This is a genomic window from Rhodococcus sp. NCIMB 12038, from assembly GCF_002165735.1.
Taxonomy (GTDB): Bacteria; Actinomycetota; Actinomycetes; order Mycobacteriales; family Mycobacteriaceae; genus Rhodococcus_F.
In genome coordinates this window covers 122,989-138,661 of the sequence record NZ_NHML01000011.1, presented here as the reverse complement: position 1 = coordinate 138,661, position 15,673 = coordinate 122,989, and the positions used below count along the sequence as shown (strand labels likewise).

The following is a 15,673-nucleotide window of genomic DNA, read 5'->3' as shown; positions in this document are numbered from 1 at the left end:
GCTGCTCCAGCTACCAAAAAGGCGCACGGGCGGCGAAGCCGCCTACTCCGGTGCGTCGATGTTCAACTCGTCCGGGTGCGCGCCGATGCGGGCGCCGTCGTCCATCGTCTCGATCTCGCTGAGGTCCTGCTCGCTGAGTTCGAAATCGAACACGTCGATGTTCTCGCGGATCCGCGACTCGTGGACCGACTTGGGGATGACGATCAGCCCGCTCTGCAGATGCCAGCGGATCAGCACCTGGGCCGGGGATTTGCTGTGCCGGTCGCCGATGCGGGTGATGATCGGATCGGTGAGCAGGATGTTCGGCTTGGAGTCGTCGCCCCAGCCCGAGTTGCTGGTGCCGCCGAGCGGGCTCCACGATTCGACGGCGATGCCGTGCTCGACGGCGAATCCCCGGACCTCTTGCTGGGCCAGATGCGGATGCAACTCCACCTGGTCGACCGCCGGGACGACGCCGCCGCGGTCGATCAGCAACTGCAGATGACGCGGCTCGAAGTTGCACACGCCGATCGCCTTGGCGCGCCCGGACTCGGCGATCTTCTCCAGCGCATCCCAGGTGCGGAGGATGCGGTCGTCGTCCTGCAGCGGCCAATGGATCAGGTACAGGTCGACGTAGTCGACACCGAGGCGTCCGAGGCTGGCGTCGAACGCCTTCAACGCCGGCTCGTAGCCCTGGTCCGAGTTCCACAACTTGGTGGTGAGGAAAATGTCCTCGCGCGGGACTCCCGAGTTCGCGATGCCGCGGCCGACGCCCTCCTCGTTGCCGTACGCGGCGGCCGTGTCGATGTGCCGGTAGCCCGCCTCGTCCAGGGCGAACCCGACGGCGTGTTCGGTCTCGTCGTTGTCGGCCTGCCAGACCCCCAAGCCGAGTTGGGGGACGATGGTTCCGGAATTCAGCACGATGCTGGGTACTCGAGGACTCATGCTGTCCAGGCTATCGACTGGGTACATGCGCCGCCTGGCATCATGCGGAGGTGACCCGAATTCGGCTATTGGCGACGGACCTCGACGGCACCCTGCTGCGATCGGACCGCACGATCTCCCCGCGCACCGCGCGGGCCATGGAGGATGCGCGACGGTCGGGGGTCGAGGTGGTGTGGGCCACGGCCCGTGCCCGGCATTCGGTGCACGAACTCGCGCAGTCGTGCGGATTCCGCGGCAAGGCGATCTGCGCGAACGGTGCCGTCGTCCTCGACCTGGCCGACGGCACCCCGGTGATCACGGCGACGACGACCATCGCGATGGCGTCGGCCGCGGCGGCGATGGACCGGGTGCGGACGCTGATGCCCGGAGTGGTGTTCGCGAACGTCGGCCCGACGCGGTTCGTCGCCGAACCGGCGTACGCGGCGCTGTGCGAGTTCGCCGATCACCACCGGCATCCGCACGAGATGACGCTGTCGGAACTGCTGCCCGACATGGACGAGCCGATGGTGAAGATCGTCGCCCGGCACCCCGAGGTGCCCAGCGCGGACCTGTACCGCGCGGCGGTGGCCGCCGGCGTCGCCGGCGTCGAACTGACGCATTCCGGTGCGCCATACGTCGAGATGGCGGCGTCCGGTGTGTCCAAGGCGAGCGCCCTCGCCGCACTGTGCGCCGTCGACGGGATCACCACGGCAGAGGTCGCGGTCGCCGGAGACGCCATCAACGACGTCCCGATGCTGACGTGGGCAGGCACGGCACTGTGCCCGTCCAACGCGCTGCCCGAAGTCCTCGCCCTCGCCGACCACGTCCTGCCCAGCAACGACGAGGACGGGGTCGCCAGCTATCTGGAGGGGCTGGCGGGCGCTCCGCACCCGTGAGCCTTTCTGGTTGCTGGAGCTACCAAAAAGGCGCACGGGCGGCGGAGCCGCCTACAGCCCCGCCGCCGTCGCCAGGTGGCGGAGGAACTCCCGCGGTTGCCCGAAGAGCTGTGCGCTCCCGTGGGCGCGTTTGAAGTACAACTGCGCGTCGTGCTCCCAGGTGATGGCGATGCCGCCGTGCAGTTGGATGGCCTCGGCCGCGACCTGTTGCAGCGCCTCGGAGCAGTACACCTTCGCGACGACGGCATCGTCGTGCGTCCCCGACAGCGCCGCCGCGTACGACATCGACCGGGCCGTCTCGACGAGCGCGTACATGTCGGCCATGCGGTGTTTCAGCGCCTGGAAGGATCCGATGGCACGTCCGAACTGCTTGCGCGACTTCGCATACTCGACCGTCTGTTCCAGCGCCGCCGCTGCCGCGCCGACCTGCTCCGCCGACAGTGCGACCAGCGCGATCGTGCGTACCTGCTCGACGAGGTCGGTCGGGGAGACCAGCCGGCGTGCCGCGACACCGTCGAACGTCACCTCCGACAGCGACCGCGTCGGGTCCATCGCCGGCACCCGACGCCGGGTGACGCCGTCGGCCACCGGGTCGACCTCGAACAGTCCGTCGGACGTGAGGACCAGCAGCACGTCCGCGACGTCACCGCCGAGCACGTACGACGCCGTCCCGGACAGCGTCTCGCCCGACGCCGTCACGCCGAAGTCGCTCCACCCGTCCGGACCGGCCCAGCACAGCGCCGCCACCGAGCCCGCCGCGATGGCGGGGAGTAGCCGGGCGCACGCGTCGTCGTCCCCCGACAGCACCAGCGCCTGCGCGGCCAGCACCGCGCTGCCGAGCATCGGCGACGGCGTCAGCCTGCGACCCAGCTCTTCCTGCACCACATGGACTTCCAGCAGTGATGCGCCGACACCGTCGTATTTCTCCGGGACCGCGAGTGCGGCGACGCCGATCTGCTCGCACAATTTCGACCACAGGGACTCGTCGTAACCGTGTTCGGTGGTGATCGCCCGGCGGACGGCGGCGGAGTCGGAATGCTTGCCGAGCAGGTCCCGCACCGACTCCCGCAGCGCGGCCCGTTCCTCGTTGTCGAAACTCACGACGCCTCCACCAGTGAATCGACGACGCTCCCGCGGTGGAAGGCCGGTGTGCCCCAGGCGGACACGAGCGCGCGGACCTTCGTCAGCCACAGCGACAGGTCGTGCTCCTGCGTGTACCCGATGGCACCGTGCACCTGGAGCGCCACCCGCGCCGCCCGGTACGCGGCATCCCCGCACGCCACCTTCGCGGCCGACACGTCCCGCGACGCGTCGCCGGACCCGTCCCGCACGGCCAGCGCCGCACCGTGCAGCAGCGGCCGCGACATCTCCAGCCCGACAGCCACTTCCGCCAGGTGATGCTTGATCGCCTGGAACTGTCCGATCACCGCGCCGAACTGCTTGCGCTGCTTGGCGTAGTCGGTGGCGACGTCGAGCAGGGTCTGCCCCAGACCCTGCAGTTGCGCCGCGGTCGCGAGTGCGCCGAGATCGAACGCCGGCGCGAAATCGACGTCGCCCAGCGCGTCACCGGCGGTGAGCGGGAACAGTCGCCTCGACTGATCCACGGACCTCTGCGCGTCGCCGGGCGCGCCGATACTCACGGTCGCACCGTCGACGAGCAGGACCATTTCGGCCGAGTCCGCGTCCACGGCGAATGGCACGTGCGGCGCCGCGGCCACGGTGGTGAGGGACCCGGATGCCAATGCCGCCAGGCGGTCCGGGGACACCTGCGCGAGCAGGGCCGGTGCGACGGCGAGGGTCTCGGCCACCGGCCCCGGGACCGCATGGCGTCCGAGTTGTTCGACGGCCACCACGAGGTCGACGGCGTCGGCGCCGAGTCCGTCGTGTTCCTCGGACACCAGCAGTCCGTTCACGCCCGTCTCGGCGAGGCGCTGCCACACCTTCAGGCCGGGGCCGGTGTCGCCGGTGTTCCACGACCGGATCACCGCGGGCAGGTCGGCCTTCGACAGCAGTGCGTCGATACTCGACGCGAAGTCCGTCCGGGAGGAGTCGAGTGTGAATCTCATCGGTCTGCCTTCGGTAGGCCGAGCAGCCGCTCGGCGATCACGTTCTTCTGAATCTCGTTGGTGCCGGCGTAGATCGGACCGGAGAGGGAGAACAGGTAGCCGTCCATCCAGTTGTCGGCGAGCTCCGCCGACGGGCCCTGCAGCTCGAGCGCGGTCTCGTGGGTGGTGATGTCCCACTCTGACCAGAACACCTTGTTGATCGACGACTCGGCGCCGAGCTGTCCGCCGTCGGCGAGCCGGGTGACGGTCCCGAACGTGCTGAGCTGGTAGGCGCGGGCCCCGATCCAGGCGTCGGCGACCCGATTGCGCAGCGCGGTGTCGTCGGTGCGGCCGCTGTCCCGGAACAGCGCGACGAGCCGGTCCACCGTGGCGAGGAACCGTCCGGGGCTGCGCAGCGACAGCCCGCGTTCGTTCGACGCCGTGCTCATCGCGACCCGCCAGCCCTCGTTCACGCCGCCGATCACACCCGATTCGCCGGGGTGCGCGGGGTCGTCCGGCACGAAGACGTCCTCGAGGAAGATCTCCGCGAAGCCGGGTTCGCCGTCGAGCTGATCGATCGGGCGGACGGTGACACCCTGCGACCGCAGGTCGAACATGAAGTACGTGATGCCCTTGTGGCGCTGCGCATCCGGGTCGGACCGGAACAGCCCGAAACCCCAGTCGGCGAAACTCGCGCGGGAACTCCACGTCTTCTGCCCGTTCAGCACCCAGCCGCCGTCGACGCGGCGGGCGGTGGAGCGGAGCGACGCGAGGTCGCTGCCCGACTCGGGTTCCGACCACGCCTGCGCCCAGATGTCGTCGGCGCGGGCCATGCGCGGCATGATCCGGGCCAACTGCTCGGTGTCGGCGTGCTCGAACAGCGTCGGGGCGAGCAGGAAGATGCCGTTCTGGCTGACGCGTCCCGGCGCGCCGGAGCGGTAGTACTCCTCCTCGAACACCACCCACTCCAGCAGGGACGCGTCCCGGCCGCCGAGTTCCTCCGGCCACGACACCACGGACAGCCGCGCGTCGGCGAGGGTGCGCTCCCACCGGCGGTGCGCCTCGAACCCTTCGGCCGTGTCCATCGACGGCAGCGGTTCGGCGGGAACGTTGGCCTTCAGGAACGCCCGGACCTCGTCGCGGAAGGCGAGGGTGGCGTCGTCGTACTCCAGATCCACTTACTTGGCCCCGTTCTCGTTGCGGGCGCTCGCCGCCATCGACTTGGCGTCCATGCCGCCGAGGGAATCCGAGTCGACCTCGGCGTTGTGTGCGTGCGCGAAGTGATGCAGTCCGAACACCGAATCCATCCCGTTACGCATGCCCATCTGGTCTTCGCACTGGTTGACGGCCTTCTTGGTGAGCGCGAGACCGAACCGGGGCATCGCGGCGATGCGGCCGGCGATCGCCAGGGTCTCCGTCTCGAGGTCCTCGCGCGGCACGACGCGGTTGACCATCCCCACCTCGTACGCGCGCTGCGCGGTGAACCGGTCACCGGTGTAGAGGATTTCCTTCGCGAACCGCGGTCCCAGCATCCACGGGTGCGCGAAGTACTCGACCCCGGGAATGCCCATACGTACGACCGGATCGGAGAAGAAGGCGTCGTCGGACGCGACGATCAGGTCGCACACCCACGCCAGCATCAGACCGCCGGCGATGCAGGCGCCCTGGATCATCGCGATCGTCGGCTTCGGGATTTCCCGCCACCGCCGGCACATCCCCAGGTACACCTCCATCTCGCGGGCGTAGCGCTGGTCGCCGCCGGGCTTGTCGACGTGGTCCCACCACATCACGGCCTTGTTGTCGTAACGGACGTGATGGTCGCGGCCCGGGGTACCGATGTCGTGCCCGGCGCTGAAGTGCTTTCCGTTGCCCGCGAGGACGATCACCTTCACGTTGTCGTCCTCGACGGCCCGCTCGAACGCGGCGTCGAGGGCGTACGTCATCACCGAGTTCTGGGCGTTGCGGTAATCGGGGCGGTTGAGCGTCACGAACGCGACACCGTCGCGCACGTCGTAGGTGACGACGTCACCCTCGTCCGGAACCGTCATTTCTTCTCCTCACGCAGAACGTTTTTCATGACCTTCCCGGAGGGGTTCCGGGGCAGGGAGTCGACGAAGCGCACCGAGCGGGGCACCTTGAAGTTGGCGAGGCGCTCCTTGCAGAACGCGATCACGTCGTCCTCGGCGAGCGCGGTACCCGCCTTCGCCACGACGAACGCGCGCCCGACCTCGCCCATCCGCTGGTCGGGAACACCGATGACGGCAGACTCCGCGACACCGTCGAGCCTGGCAAGGGCGTTCTCCACCTCAGCGGGATACACGTTGAACCCGCCGGAGATGTACATGTCCTTGAGACGGTCGGTGATGTCGACGTACCCGCGGTCGTCGAGCGTCCCGACGTCGCCGGTGTGCAGCCAGCCGTCGGCGTCGATGGTCTTGGCCGTCGATTCGGGGTCGTCGAGATAACCGAGCATCACGTTCTCGCCGCGCACCAGGATCTCGCCGTGGTCGCCGATCCGGACCTCCATCCCGGGGATCGCGCGACCGGACGTGGTCGAGACGGTCACCGGGTCGTCGTCGGTCCGGCACATCGTGACCACCACGGCCTCGGTCTGGCCGTAGGCGGTGAGGACGGCGTCGAAGCTGAGTTCCGACTGCATGCGTTCCACCAGGGCGACGGGCACCGCGGCCGCGCCGGTGATCGCGACCCGCAGGCTGGACAGGTCGTACTTCGGGCGGTCGGGGTGGTCGAGGATCGACTGGAAGATCGTCGGGGCACCGGGCAGCACGGTGATCTGCTCGTCGTGCACGGTCGCCATCACCTTCGGCACGTCGAACACGGCCATCGGCACCACCGTCACCCCGTTCAGCAGGCACACCAGGAACCCGGCCTTGTAGCCGAAGGTGTGGAAGAACGGGTTGATGATGAGGTAGTTGTCGTCCGACGTCACGTCCGCGCACTCGCCCCACGCCCGGGCGATGCCCACCGACTGCCGGTGCGCGCTCATCACCCCCTTGCTCCGGCCCGTGGTGCCCGAGGTGAACATGACGTCGGAGACGTCGTCGGGGGAGACGGCGGCCGCGCGGGCGTCGGCCTCGGTGCGGGTGCCGTCGTCGGCGAGGGCGAGGAAGTCGTCGAAGTCGACGACACCGGGGGTCGGGGCGTCGCCGCCGTCGACCGGCACGCGGACGACCGTCGGCAGGTCGAGGGTGCTCGACTCGTCGCGCAGCAACGCGTACCGGTCGGTGCCGAGGAAGTTGCCCGCGACGACGAGCGCGGTCGTCTTGGTGCGCTCGAGGATGTCGAGGGTCTCCGGTGCGGTGTACCGGGTGTTGATCGGGACGAGCGTCGCGCCGGCGTAGTGGATGCCGAGCGCCGCGACCACCCAGTGATACGTGTTGGGCGACCACACCGCGACGTGGTCGCCGGGCCGCACGTCCTGTGAGCAGAGTGCGGCGGCGAAATCGCGGACACGGTCATGCAGTTGTGTGAAGGTCAGACGGACGTCGCCGTCGGACACCGCCGGAAGCTCGCCGTATGCACGCGCGGCGTGGATGACGGCGGACGGGATGGTTCTCGGATGTTCGGTCACTGGGCTCCCTACCTACCTAGCAAGTGCTTGGTAGGTTATCTTACAGACGTGGACCAGAGCGAGAGCCCGGACGGGCTGATCACCGACGACGACTTCGCCGAGAGCGTCAGGACGTGGCTGAAAAACAACCTGACCGGCGACTTCGCCCGGCTGAAGGGAAAGGGCGGCCCCGGTAGCGAGCACGAGTTCTTCGAGGAACGGCTTGCCTGGGACCGGCACCTGGCGGCCGCCGGATGGACGTGCCTCGGCTGGCCGAAGGAACACGGCGGACGCGGCGCCACGCTGGCGCAGCAGGTCGTGTTCCACGAGGAATACGCGAAGGCAGGGGCACCGGCACGCGTCAGCCACGTCGGCGAGGAACTGCTCGGGCCGACGCTCATCGCGTTCGGCACCGAGGAGCAGAAACGACGCTTCCTGCCCGGGATCAACACAGTCACCGAACTGTGGGCGCAGGGCTATTCCGAGCCCGGCGCCGGCTCAGACCTCGCCAACGTCGCGACCACCGCACGGCTCGACGGCGACAGGTGGGTGATCAACGGCCAGAAGGTATGGACGTCGCTCGCGCACGTCGCGCAGTGGGCGTTCGTGCTGTGCCGCACGGAACCCGGCTCGAAGCGGCACCAGGGGCTGAGCTTCCTGCTGGTGCCCCTCGACCAGCCCGGCGTCACCGTCCGGCCGATCCAGCAACTCACCGGCACGTCCGAGTTCAACGAGGTGTTCTTCGACGACGCCGTCACCGACGCCGATCTGGTGGTCGGGGAACCCGGAGACGGCTGGCGGGTCGCGATGGGACTGCTCACCTTCGAACGCGGTGTGTCCACACTCGGGCAGCAGATCGGATTCGCCCGCGAACTGCAGGGCGTCGTCGACCTCGCGAAAGCCACCGGCGCCGCATCCGACCCGAACATTCGCGAGAAGATCGCTCGCGCCTGGGTGGGACTGCGGGTGATGCGCGCCCACGCCCTGCGGACCCTCGAGGCCGTCGACGCCGGAACGTCCGGACCCGAGGCCTCCGTCGCGAAACTGCTGTGGGCCAACTGGCACCGCGACCTCGGGCAGCTGGCGATGGAAGTGCAGGGCGCGTCGTCACTCCTCGCCCCCGTCGAACCGACGTCCGACGTCACCGATCCCGAACATCTCGAACTCGGCGAATGGCAGCGGCTGTTCCTGTTCACCCGCGCCGACACCATCTACGGCGGATCCAACGAGATCCAGCGCAACATCATCTCCGAGCGCGTGCTCGGACTCCCCCGAGAGGCACGACCGTGACCAAACCCGCACCGCTCGCCACCGCACCCGTCGAGACACCGGGCCACGACCTGCTGAAAGGAAAGAAGGTCGTCGTCACCGCCGCCGCGGGCACCGGCATCGGCTTCGCATCCGCGCGTCGTGCCCTGCTCGAGGGTGCCGACGTCCTGGTGTCGGACTGGCACGAACGCCGCCTCACCGAGACGAAGGAGAAACTGGCCGCGGAATTTCCCGGGCAGGCCGTCGAGGCGCTGACGTGCGACGTGTCGAGCACCGAACAGGTGGACGCGCTGATTTCCGGGGCGGCCGACAGCCTGGGCCGGATCGACGTCCTCGTCAACAATGCCGGACTCGGCGGCGAGACGCCGCTCGTCGACATGACCGACGAGGAATGGGACCGCGTCCTCGACATCACCCTGAACGGCACGTTCCGCGCCACCCGCGCCGCGCTGCGCTACTTCAAGGGCGTGGAGCACAACGGCGTCCTCGTCAACAACGCGTCCGTCCTCGGCTGGCGGGCGCAGCACTCGCAGGCCCACTACGCGGCGGCGAAGGCCGGTGTCATGGCCCTCACCCGGTGCAGCGCGATCGAGGCCGCCGATTACGGGGTCCGGATCAATGCCGTCGCACCGTCCATCGCGCGGCACGCGTTCCTCGCCAAGGTCACCAGCGAGGAACTCCTCGACAAACTGGCGTCCGACGAGGCCTTCGGCCGCGCCGCCGAGGTGTGGGAAATCGCCGCCACCATCGCCATGCTCGCCAGCGACTACACCACCTACCTCACCGGCGAGGTCGTGTCGATCTCGTCGCAGCGGGCGTAGGCGGCTTCGCCACCCGTGCGCCTTTCTGGTTGTTCCAGCTACCAAAAAGGCGCACGGGGCCGGAGGCCCTAGCAAGCGCTTGGTTGATAGGATGTGACGATGACTCCACCCCCCGACGACACCACCGGCAAGTCCGGACGCAGGGCCGAACTCCTCGACATCGCGGCCACCCTCTTCGCCGAACGCGGCCTGCGGGCCACCACCGTGCGCGACATCGCCGACGCCGCGGGCATCCTGTCGGGCAGCCTGTACCACCACTTCGACTCCAAGGAGTCGATGGTCGACGAAATCCTACGGGGCTTCCTCGACGACCTGTTCGGCAAGTACCGCGAGATCGTCGCATCCGGACTCGACAGCCGCGCGACCCTCGAAGCGCTGGTCACCACGTCCTACGAGGCGATCGACGCGTCGCACTCGGCGGTCGCGATCTACCAGGACGAGGTGAAGCATCTCGTCGCCAACGAGCGCTTCACGTACCTGTCCGAACTGAACACCGAATTCCGCGACCTGTGGATGGGTGTGCTCGAGGCGGGGGTGAAGGACGGCAGCTTTCGGGCCGACATCGACGTCGAACTCGCCTTCCGCTTCCTCCGCGACACCGCCTGGGTCGCCGTCCGCTGGTACCGGCCCGGCGGTTCCGTCACGGTCGACACCGTGGCCAAGCAGTACCTCTCGATCGTCCTCGACGGACTTGCGAGTCCGTAACACTGACTAGGAGTTTCACATGACCGAGGCCTACATCGTCGACGCTGTTCGCACGCCGATCGGCAAGAAGAACGGTGGCCTGTCCGGCGTGCACCCAGCAGACCTGGGTGCGCACGTCATCAAGGCCGTCGTCGAGCGCACGGGCATCGACCCGGCTGGTGTCGACGACGTCGTCTTCGGTTGTGTCGACGCGATCGGCGGGCAGGCGGGCAACATCGCCCGCACCGCGTGGCTCGCCGCCGGCTACCCGGAAGAGGTCCCGGGTGTCACCGTCGACCGGCAGTGCGGGTCGAGCCAGCAGGCCGTCCACTTCGGGGCGCAGGCGATCCTGAGCGGCACCGCCGACCTGATCGTCGCCGGCGGTGTGCAGAACATGAGCCAGATCCCGATCGCCTCGGCGATGGTGGTCGGGCAGCAGTACGGGTTCGACACCCCGTTCGGCGGATCGACGGGCTGGGCCGAACGCTACGGCGACCAGGAAGTGTCGCAGTTCCACGGCGCCGAACTGATCGCGGACAAGTGGGACATCAGCCGCGAGGCACTCGAACGTTGGGCGCTGCAGAGCCACGAGCGGGCGCGGACCGCCATCGCCGAAGGTCGCTTCGACCGCGAGATCGTGCCGGTGGGCGACTTCACGACCGACGAGGGTCCGCGGGAGACCAGCCTCGAGAAGATGGCGGCGCTGAAGACCCTCACCGACGGTGGTCGTCTCACCGCCGCGGTCGCGAGCCAGATCTCCGACGGCGCGAGCGCGGTGCTGCTGGCCTCACCGGAAGCGGTCGAGCGGTACGGCCTGACGCCCCGTGCCCGCATCCACCACCTCAGCGCCCGCGGCGCCGACCCGATCTTCATGCTCAGCGCGCCGATTCCCGCGACCCGCTACGCGCTGGAGAAGACCGGCCTGAGCATCGACGACATCGACCTCGTCGAGATCAACGAGGCCTTCGCGCCGGTGGTCCTAGCGTGGCTCGCGGAGACCGGCGCCGACCCGGCGAAGGTCAACGTCAACGGCGGTGCGATCGCCCTCGGCCACCCACTCGGCGCGACCGGCACGAAACTGATGGCGACGCTCCTCAACGAACTCGAACGCACCGGCGGCCGCTACGGCCTGCAGACCATCTGCGAAGGCGGCGGCACCGCGAATGCCACCATCATCGAACGCCTGTGAGTACTTCTTAACCGCCGGCGGTTAACAAGTACTCACGGGTGCGAAGCGCTACGCTCGAACAGGATAGTGACGAGTCCTGAACGGGGCCGTGATGCACGAATTGGCAATCACCCAGAGCGTCGTCGACGCCGTCTGCGAGACCGCCGCGGGACGGACGGTCCACAGTGTGCGGGTGCAGGTGGGGGCGCTGACTGCGGTGGTCGCCGATTCGATGCAGTTCTGTTTCGAACTGGTCACCGAAGGGACCGTCGCGCACGGTGCCCGTCTCGACATCGACCACACTCCGGGCGGTGCGCACTGCCGTGCATGCGGCGACGACTTCGTGCTCACGGACCTGGTGTTGCTGTGCCCGTGCGGAAGTGCGGACGTGGAGGTCACGTCGGGTCGGGAACTACGAATCCTCTCGATGGAAGTGAGCTGACGCAAATGTGTGCCACCTGTGGATGCGGAGACGAGACCGGGACCAGGATCACGGTGCCGCACGAGCACCCGCACGACCACGAGCACCCGCACGACCACGAGCACCCGCACGACCACGACCACCCACACAATCACGAACACCCCCACGAGCGCGCGACCGAGACGGTCACCCTCGAGCAGAAGGTGCTCGCGAAGAACGACCTCACGGCCGAGCGCAATCGGGGTTGGCTGGCGGGGCGCGGGGTGCTCGCTCTCAACGTGATGAGTTCGCCGGGGTCGGGGAAGACGACGCTGCTCGAACGCACGATCGCCGACATCGGCGGGCAGCGTCGGGTCTCGGTGGTGGAGGGCGATCAGGAGACGATGCTCGACGCCAACCGCATCAAGGCGACGGGATGTGCTGTGGTGCAGGTGAACACGGGCGCCGGGTGTCATCTCGACGCCGAGATGATGCGGGACGCGCTGACCGCCCTCGACCCCGAACCGAATTCGCTGCTGTTCATCGAGAACGTGGGGAATCTCGTCTGTCCGGCACTGTTCGATCTCGGTGAGAAGAGCCGGGTGGTGGTGATCTCGGTGACCGAGGGGACGGACAAGCCGCTGAAGTATCCGCACATGTTCGCGGCGGCGAACCTGGTGATCGTGAACAAGGCGGACCTGTTGCCGTACGTGGACTTCGACGTCGACCTGTGCACGAAGTACGCCCGGTCGGTGAACCCCGACCTGCAGATGATCACATTGTCGGCGACGACCGGTCAGGGCATCCAGCAGTGGTACGACTGGATCGCGAAGCAATGACGCCTTTACACGACGCGGACGGACGACGCGGCGCGACGCGCCGGGGACCGTTGACATCCGCTCGGCGGCGGAGCTAAATAAATATCAGCGCCACGCAGGTGGGCCGACGGTCGACTCCGGTGGCGACAGGAGTTGTGTTCACTCCGGAAAGCGACCTGATATGCCGACACAGGAAGCAATCAACGCCGAGGACACCCTGATTCACGTGCTGTGGATCAATGCGGGACTCAGTTGCGACGGCGATTCGGTGGCCTTGACGGCTGCGACGCAGCCCAGTGTCGAGGAGATTGCCCTGGGAGCCCTGCCGGGCCTGCCCAAAGTGGCCGTGCACTGGCCGCTGATCGACTTCGAGAACGGTCCGGAGGGCGGCGCCGACGACTTCCTGGAGTGGTTCTGGAAGGCGGACCGCGGCGAACTCGAACCCTTCGTGCTGGTGGTGGAGGGTTCCATCCCGAACGAGCAACTTCACGACGAGGGTTACTGGTGCGGCTTCGGCAACAATCCCGAGACCGGTCAGCCGGTGACGACGAGTGAGTGGCTCGACCGTCTGGCCCCGAAGGCGACGGCGATCGTCGCGGCGGGCACGTGCGCGACGTACGGCGGTATCCACGCGATGGCGGGCAATCCGACCGGTGCGATGGGTGTTCCCGATTATCTCGGCTGGGACTGGAAGTCGAAGGCGGGCATTCCGATCGTCTGCGTTCCCGGTTGCCCGATCCAGCCGGACAATCTGTCGGAGACGTTGACGTATCTCCTCTACATGGCCACCGAGCAGGCGCCCATGATCCCGCTCGACGACGCGTTGCGTCCGCAGTGGCTGTTCGGCGCCACGGTGCACGAGGGCTGCGACCGCGCCGGCTATTACGAGCAGGGTGATTTCGCCACCGAGTACGGCTCACCGAAGTGCATCGTGAAGCTGGGGTGCTGGGGTCCTGTCGTCAAGTGCAACGTCCCGAAGCGGGGCTGGATCAACGGTGTGGGTGGGTGCCCGAATGTGGGCGGTATCTGCATCGGGTGCACGATGCCGGGCTTCCCGGACAAGTTCATGCCGTTCATGGATGAACCGCCGGGCGGCAAACTCTCGACGACGGCGTCCGGGCTGTACGGCTCGGCCATTCGGAGTTTGCGCAAGATCACCAAGAACACGCTGGACAAAGAGCCGCACTGGCGCAGTCGCGGTACGAAACTGACCACGGGCGCGACACGCACCTGGTAGTCCCGCTCGGGGTCTCGGGCGGTGGTCCGCCGGCCTCGAACACTGAGAGGTACGTCGATGACAACGATCATTCCGGAACCTTCGCACAAGTCGGAATCCGACGGCCTGGTCGAGATGGCGTGGGATCCGATCACGCGCATCGTGGGCAGCCTGGGCATCTATACGAAGATCGACTTCAAGCAGAAGGAAGTCGTGGAGTGCCACAGCACTTCGTCGATCTTCCGTGGTTATTCGATCTTCATGAAGGGCAAGGACCCGCGCGACGCCCACTTCATCACGAGCCGTATCTGCGGCATCTGTGGTGACAACCATGCGACGTGTTCGTGCTACACCCAGAACATGGCCTACGGTGTGAAACCCCCGAACATCGGCGAGTGGATCGTCAACCTCGGCGAGGCCGCGGAATACATGTTCGATCACAACATCTTTCAGGAGAACCTCGTCGGTGTGGACTTCTGCGAGAAGATGGTCTCCGAGACGAATCCGGGGGTGCTGGCTCAGGCCGAGAAGACCGAGGCGCCGCACGCCGGGGAACACGGCTACAAGACCATCGCCGACATCATGCGGTCGCTGAACCCGTTCACCGGTGAGTTCTATCGGGAGGCGTTGCAGGTCAGCCGGTGGACCCGAGAGATGTTCTGTCTCATGGAGGGTCGGCACGTTCACCCGTCCACCCTGTACCCGGGTGGCGTGGGAACGGTCGCGACGATTCAGCTGATGACCGACTACACGACGCGCCTGATGCGCTACGTGGAGTTCATGAAGAAGGTCGTGCCCATGCACGACGACCTGTTCGACTTCTTCTACGAGGCGATGCCCGGCTACGAGAAGGTCGGTCTGCGCCGGACCCTGCTCGGCTGCTGGGGGTCGTTCCAGGATCCGGCGGTGTGCAACTTCTCCTACAAGGACATGGAGAAGTGGGGTCGGGCGATGTTCGTGACGCCCGGCGTCGTGGTCGACGGAAAGCTGGTGACGACGTCCCTGGTCGACATCAACCTCGGCATCCGAATCCTGCTCGGCAGTTCGTATTACGACGACTGGACCGACCAGGAGATGTTCGTGAAGAACGATCCGCTGGGGAATCCGATCGACCGCAGGCACCCGTGGAACCAGCACACCAACCCGCACCCGCAGAAACGCGACATGGAGGACAAGTACAGCTGGGTGATGTCGCCGCGGTGGTTCGACGGCACCGATCACCTCGCACTGGACACCGGCGGCGGGCCGCTCGCCCGGCTCTGGAGTACGGCCCTCGCGGGCCTCGTCGACATCGGGTACGTGCAGTCGACCGGTCACAGCGTGAAGATCAACCTGCCGAAGACCGCGCTGAAGGGCCCGGTCGAGCTGGAATGGAAGATCCCGCAGTACGGCAGCAACACGATCGAGCGGGACCGGGCGCGGACCTACTTCCAGGCCTACGCGGCGGCGTGCGCGCTGCACTTCGCGGAGAAGGCGCTCGCCGAGATCCGCGCCGGGCACACGAAGACGTGGGAGAAGTTCGACGTCCCCGACGAGGGCATCGGCTGCGGCTTCACCGAGGCGGTGCGCGGAGTCCTGTCGCACCACATGGTGATTCGCGACGGCAAGATCGCGAACTATCATCCGTATCCGCCGACGCCGTGGAACGCCAACCCCCGCGACAGCTTCGGAACACCGGGGCCGTACGAGGACGCGGTGCAGGGCCAGCCGATCTTCGAGGAGAACGACCGGGAGCACTTCAAGGGCATCGACATCATGCGGACCGTCCGCAGTTTCGACCCCTGCCTGCCCTGCGGCGTGCACATGTATCTCGGTGAGGGAAAGACACTGGAGAAGCTGCATTCGCCGACCCAGTCCGTGACCGGCGAGTGACGGAGTACGC

The 15,673-nt window shown here is 67.5% G+C and carries 15 protein-coding genes; 9 read left to right on the top strand and 6 right to left on the bottom strand.

Annotation, left to right across the window (positions count from 1 at the left end; all coding sequences use genetic code 11):
* Positions 1-42: 42 nt before the first annotated feature.
* On the bottom strand, positions 43-924 hold the full coding sequence (locus tag CA951_RS18420) for an aldo/keto reductase (RefSeq protein WP_087558214.1): 882 nt from the start codon (positions 922-924) through the stop codon (positions 43-45).
* Between the two features lie 50 nt (positions 925-974).
* Between CA951_RS18420 and CA951_RS18415 the strand changes: the two genes are divergently transcribed.
* Complete coding sequence (locus CA951_RS18415; protein WP_087558213.1) at positions 975-1,799, top strand: HAD family hydrolase; 825 nt, start codon at positions 975-977, stop codon at positions 1,797-1,799.
* 51 nt (positions 1,800-1,850) lie between these two features.
* On the opposite strand, the gene CA951_RS18410 is transcribed toward CA951_RS18415, so the two are convergent.
* From CA951_RS18410 to fadD3, 5 genes are read right to left on the bottom strand one after another with little or no spacing between them, the layout of a single operon-like run.
* Complete coding sequence (locus CA951_RS18410) at positions 1,851-2,900, bottom strand: acyl-CoA dehydrogenase family protein (protein WP_087558212.1); 1,050 nt, start codon at positions 2,898-2,900, stop codon at positions 1,851-1,853.
* The gene (locus CA951_RS18405; RefSeq protein WP_087558211.1) at positions 2,897-3,865 is read right to left on the bottom strand and encodes an acyl-CoA dehydrogenase family protein; all 969 of its coding nucleotides are present in this window, start codon (positions 3,863-3,865) and stop codon (positions 2,897-2,899) included. The genes CA951_RS18410 and CA951_RS18405 overlap by 4 nt, the downstream gene beginning before the upstream one ends.
* On the bottom strand, positions 3,862-5,022 hold the full coding sequence (locus CA951_RS18400; RefSeq protein ID WP_087558210.1) for an acyl-CoA dehydrogenase family protein: 1,161 nt from the start codon (positions 5,020-5,022) through the stop codon (positions 3,862-3,864). The genes CA951_RS18405 and CA951_RS18400 overlap by 4 nt, the downstream gene beginning before the upstream one ends.
* Complete coding sequence (locus tag CA951_RS18395; RefSeq protein ID WP_087558209.1) at positions 5,023-5,892, bottom strand: enoyl-CoA hydratase; 870 nt, start codon at positions 5,890-5,892, stop codon at positions 5,023-5,025.
* On the bottom strand, positions 5,889-7,436 hold the full coding sequence (gene fadD3 / locus CA951_RS18390; RefSeq protein ID WP_087558208.1) for a 3-[(3aS,4S,7aS)-7a-methyl-1,5-dioxo-octahydro-1H-inden-4-yl]propanoyl:CoA ligase: 1,548 nt from the start codon (positions 7,434-7,436) through the stop codon (positions 5,889-5,891). Before fadD3 ends, CA951_RS18395 begins: the two co-directional genes overlap by 4 nt.
* A 48-nt stretch (positions 7,437-7,484) precedes the next feature.
* Between fadD3 and CA951_RS18385 the strand changes: the two genes are divergently transcribed.
* The 8 genes from CA951_RS18385 (at position 7,485) to CA951_RS18350 (ending at position 15,663) form a co-directional block, all read left to right on the top strand.
* Positions 7,485-8,705, top strand: coding sequence for an acyl-CoA dehydrogenase family protein (locus CA951_RS18385; protein WP_087558207.1), 1,221 nt, complete (start codon positions 7,485-7,487; stop codon positions 8,703-8,705).
* On the top strand, positions 8,702-9,505 hold the full coding sequence (locus tag CA951_RS18380; protein WP_087558206.1) for an SDR family oxidoreductase: 804 nt from the start codon (positions 8,702-8,704) through the stop codon (positions 9,503-9,505). The genes CA951_RS18385 and CA951_RS18380 overlap by 4 nt, the downstream gene beginning before the upstream one ends.
* A 99-nt stretch (positions 9,506-9,604) precedes the next feature.
* Positions 9,605-10,210: a TetR/AcrR family transcriptional regulator gene (locus tag CA951_RS18375; protein ID WP_087558205.1), complete on the top strand. Its 606-nt coding sequence runs from the start codon at positions 9,605-9,607 to the stop codon at positions 10,208-10,210.
* Positions 10,211-10,229: 19 nt separating this feature from the next.
* Positions 10,230-11,378, top strand: coding sequence for an acetyl-CoA C-acetyltransferase (locus CA951_RS18370; protein WP_087558204.1), 1,149 nt, complete (start codon positions 10,230-10,232; stop codon positions 11,376-11,378).
* Between the two features lie 91 nt (positions 11,379-11,469).
* Positions 11,470-11,799: a hydrogenase maturation nickel metallochaperone HypA gene (locus tag CA951_RS18365; RefSeq protein WP_087558203.1), complete on the top strand. Its 330-nt coding sequence runs from the start codon at positions 11,470-11,472 to the stop codon at positions 11,797-11,799.
* A 5-nt stretch (positions 11,800-11,804) separates the two neighbouring features.
* On the top strand, positions 11,805-12,596 hold the full coding sequence (hypB, locus tag CA951_RS18360) for a hydrogenase nickel incorporation protein HypB (RefSeq protein ID WP_087558202.1): 792 nt from the start codon (positions 11,805-11,807) through the stop codon (positions 12,594-12,596).
* A 160-nt stretch (positions 12,597-12,756) separates the two neighbouring features.
* The gene (locus CA951_RS18355; RefSeq protein WP_012691718.1) at positions 12,757-13,812 is read left to right on the top strand and encodes a hydrogenase expression protein HypE; all 1,056 of its coding nucleotides are present in this window, start codon (positions 12,757-12,759) and stop codon (positions 13,810-13,812) included.
* 57 nt (positions 13,813-13,869) lie between these two features.
* Positions 13,870-15,663, top strand: a complete 1,794-nt coding sequence (locus CA951_RS18350) for a nickel-dependent hydrogenase large subunit (protein WP_087558201.1) — start codon at positions 13,870-13,872, stop codon at positions 15,661-15,663.
* The last annotated feature ends 10 nt before the right edge of the window (positions 15,664-15,673 follow it).

Coding starts and splice junctions, on each gene's coding strand:
- CA951_RS18420 (WP_087558214.1), bottom strand. CDS start 924: ATGAGTCCTCGAGTACCCAGCATCGTGCTGAATTCCGGAACCATCGTC.
- CA951_RS18405 (WP_087558211.1), bottom strand. CDS start 3,865: ATGAGATTCACACTCGACTCCTCCCGGACGGACTTCGCGTCGAGTATC.
- CA951_RS18395 (WP_087558209.1), bottom strand. CDS start 5,892: ATGACGGTTCCGGACGAGGGTGACGTCGTCACCTACGACGTGCGCGAC.
- CA951_RS18375 (WP_087558205.1), top strand. CDS start 9,605: ATGACTCCACCCCCCGACGACACCACCGGCAAGTCCGGACGCAGGGCC.
- CA951_RS18370 (WP_087558204.1), top strand. CDS start 10,230: ATGACCGAGGCCTACATCGTCGACGCTGTTCGCACGCCGATCGGCAAG.
- CA951_RS18365 (WP_087558203.1), top strand. CDS start 11,470: ATGCACGAATTGGCAATCACCCAGAGCGTCGTCGACGCCGTCTGCGAG.
- hypB (WP_087558202.1), top strand. CDS start 11,805: ATGTGTGCCACCTGTGGATGCGGAGACGAGACCGGGACCAGGATCACG.
- CA951_RS18355 (WP_012691718.1), top strand. CDS start 12,757: ATGCCGACACAGGAAGCAATCAACGCCGAGGACACCCTGATTCACGTG.
- CA951_RS18350 (WP_087558201.1), top strand. CDS start 13,870: ATGACAACGATCATTCCGGAACCTTCGCACAAGTCGGAATCCGACGGC.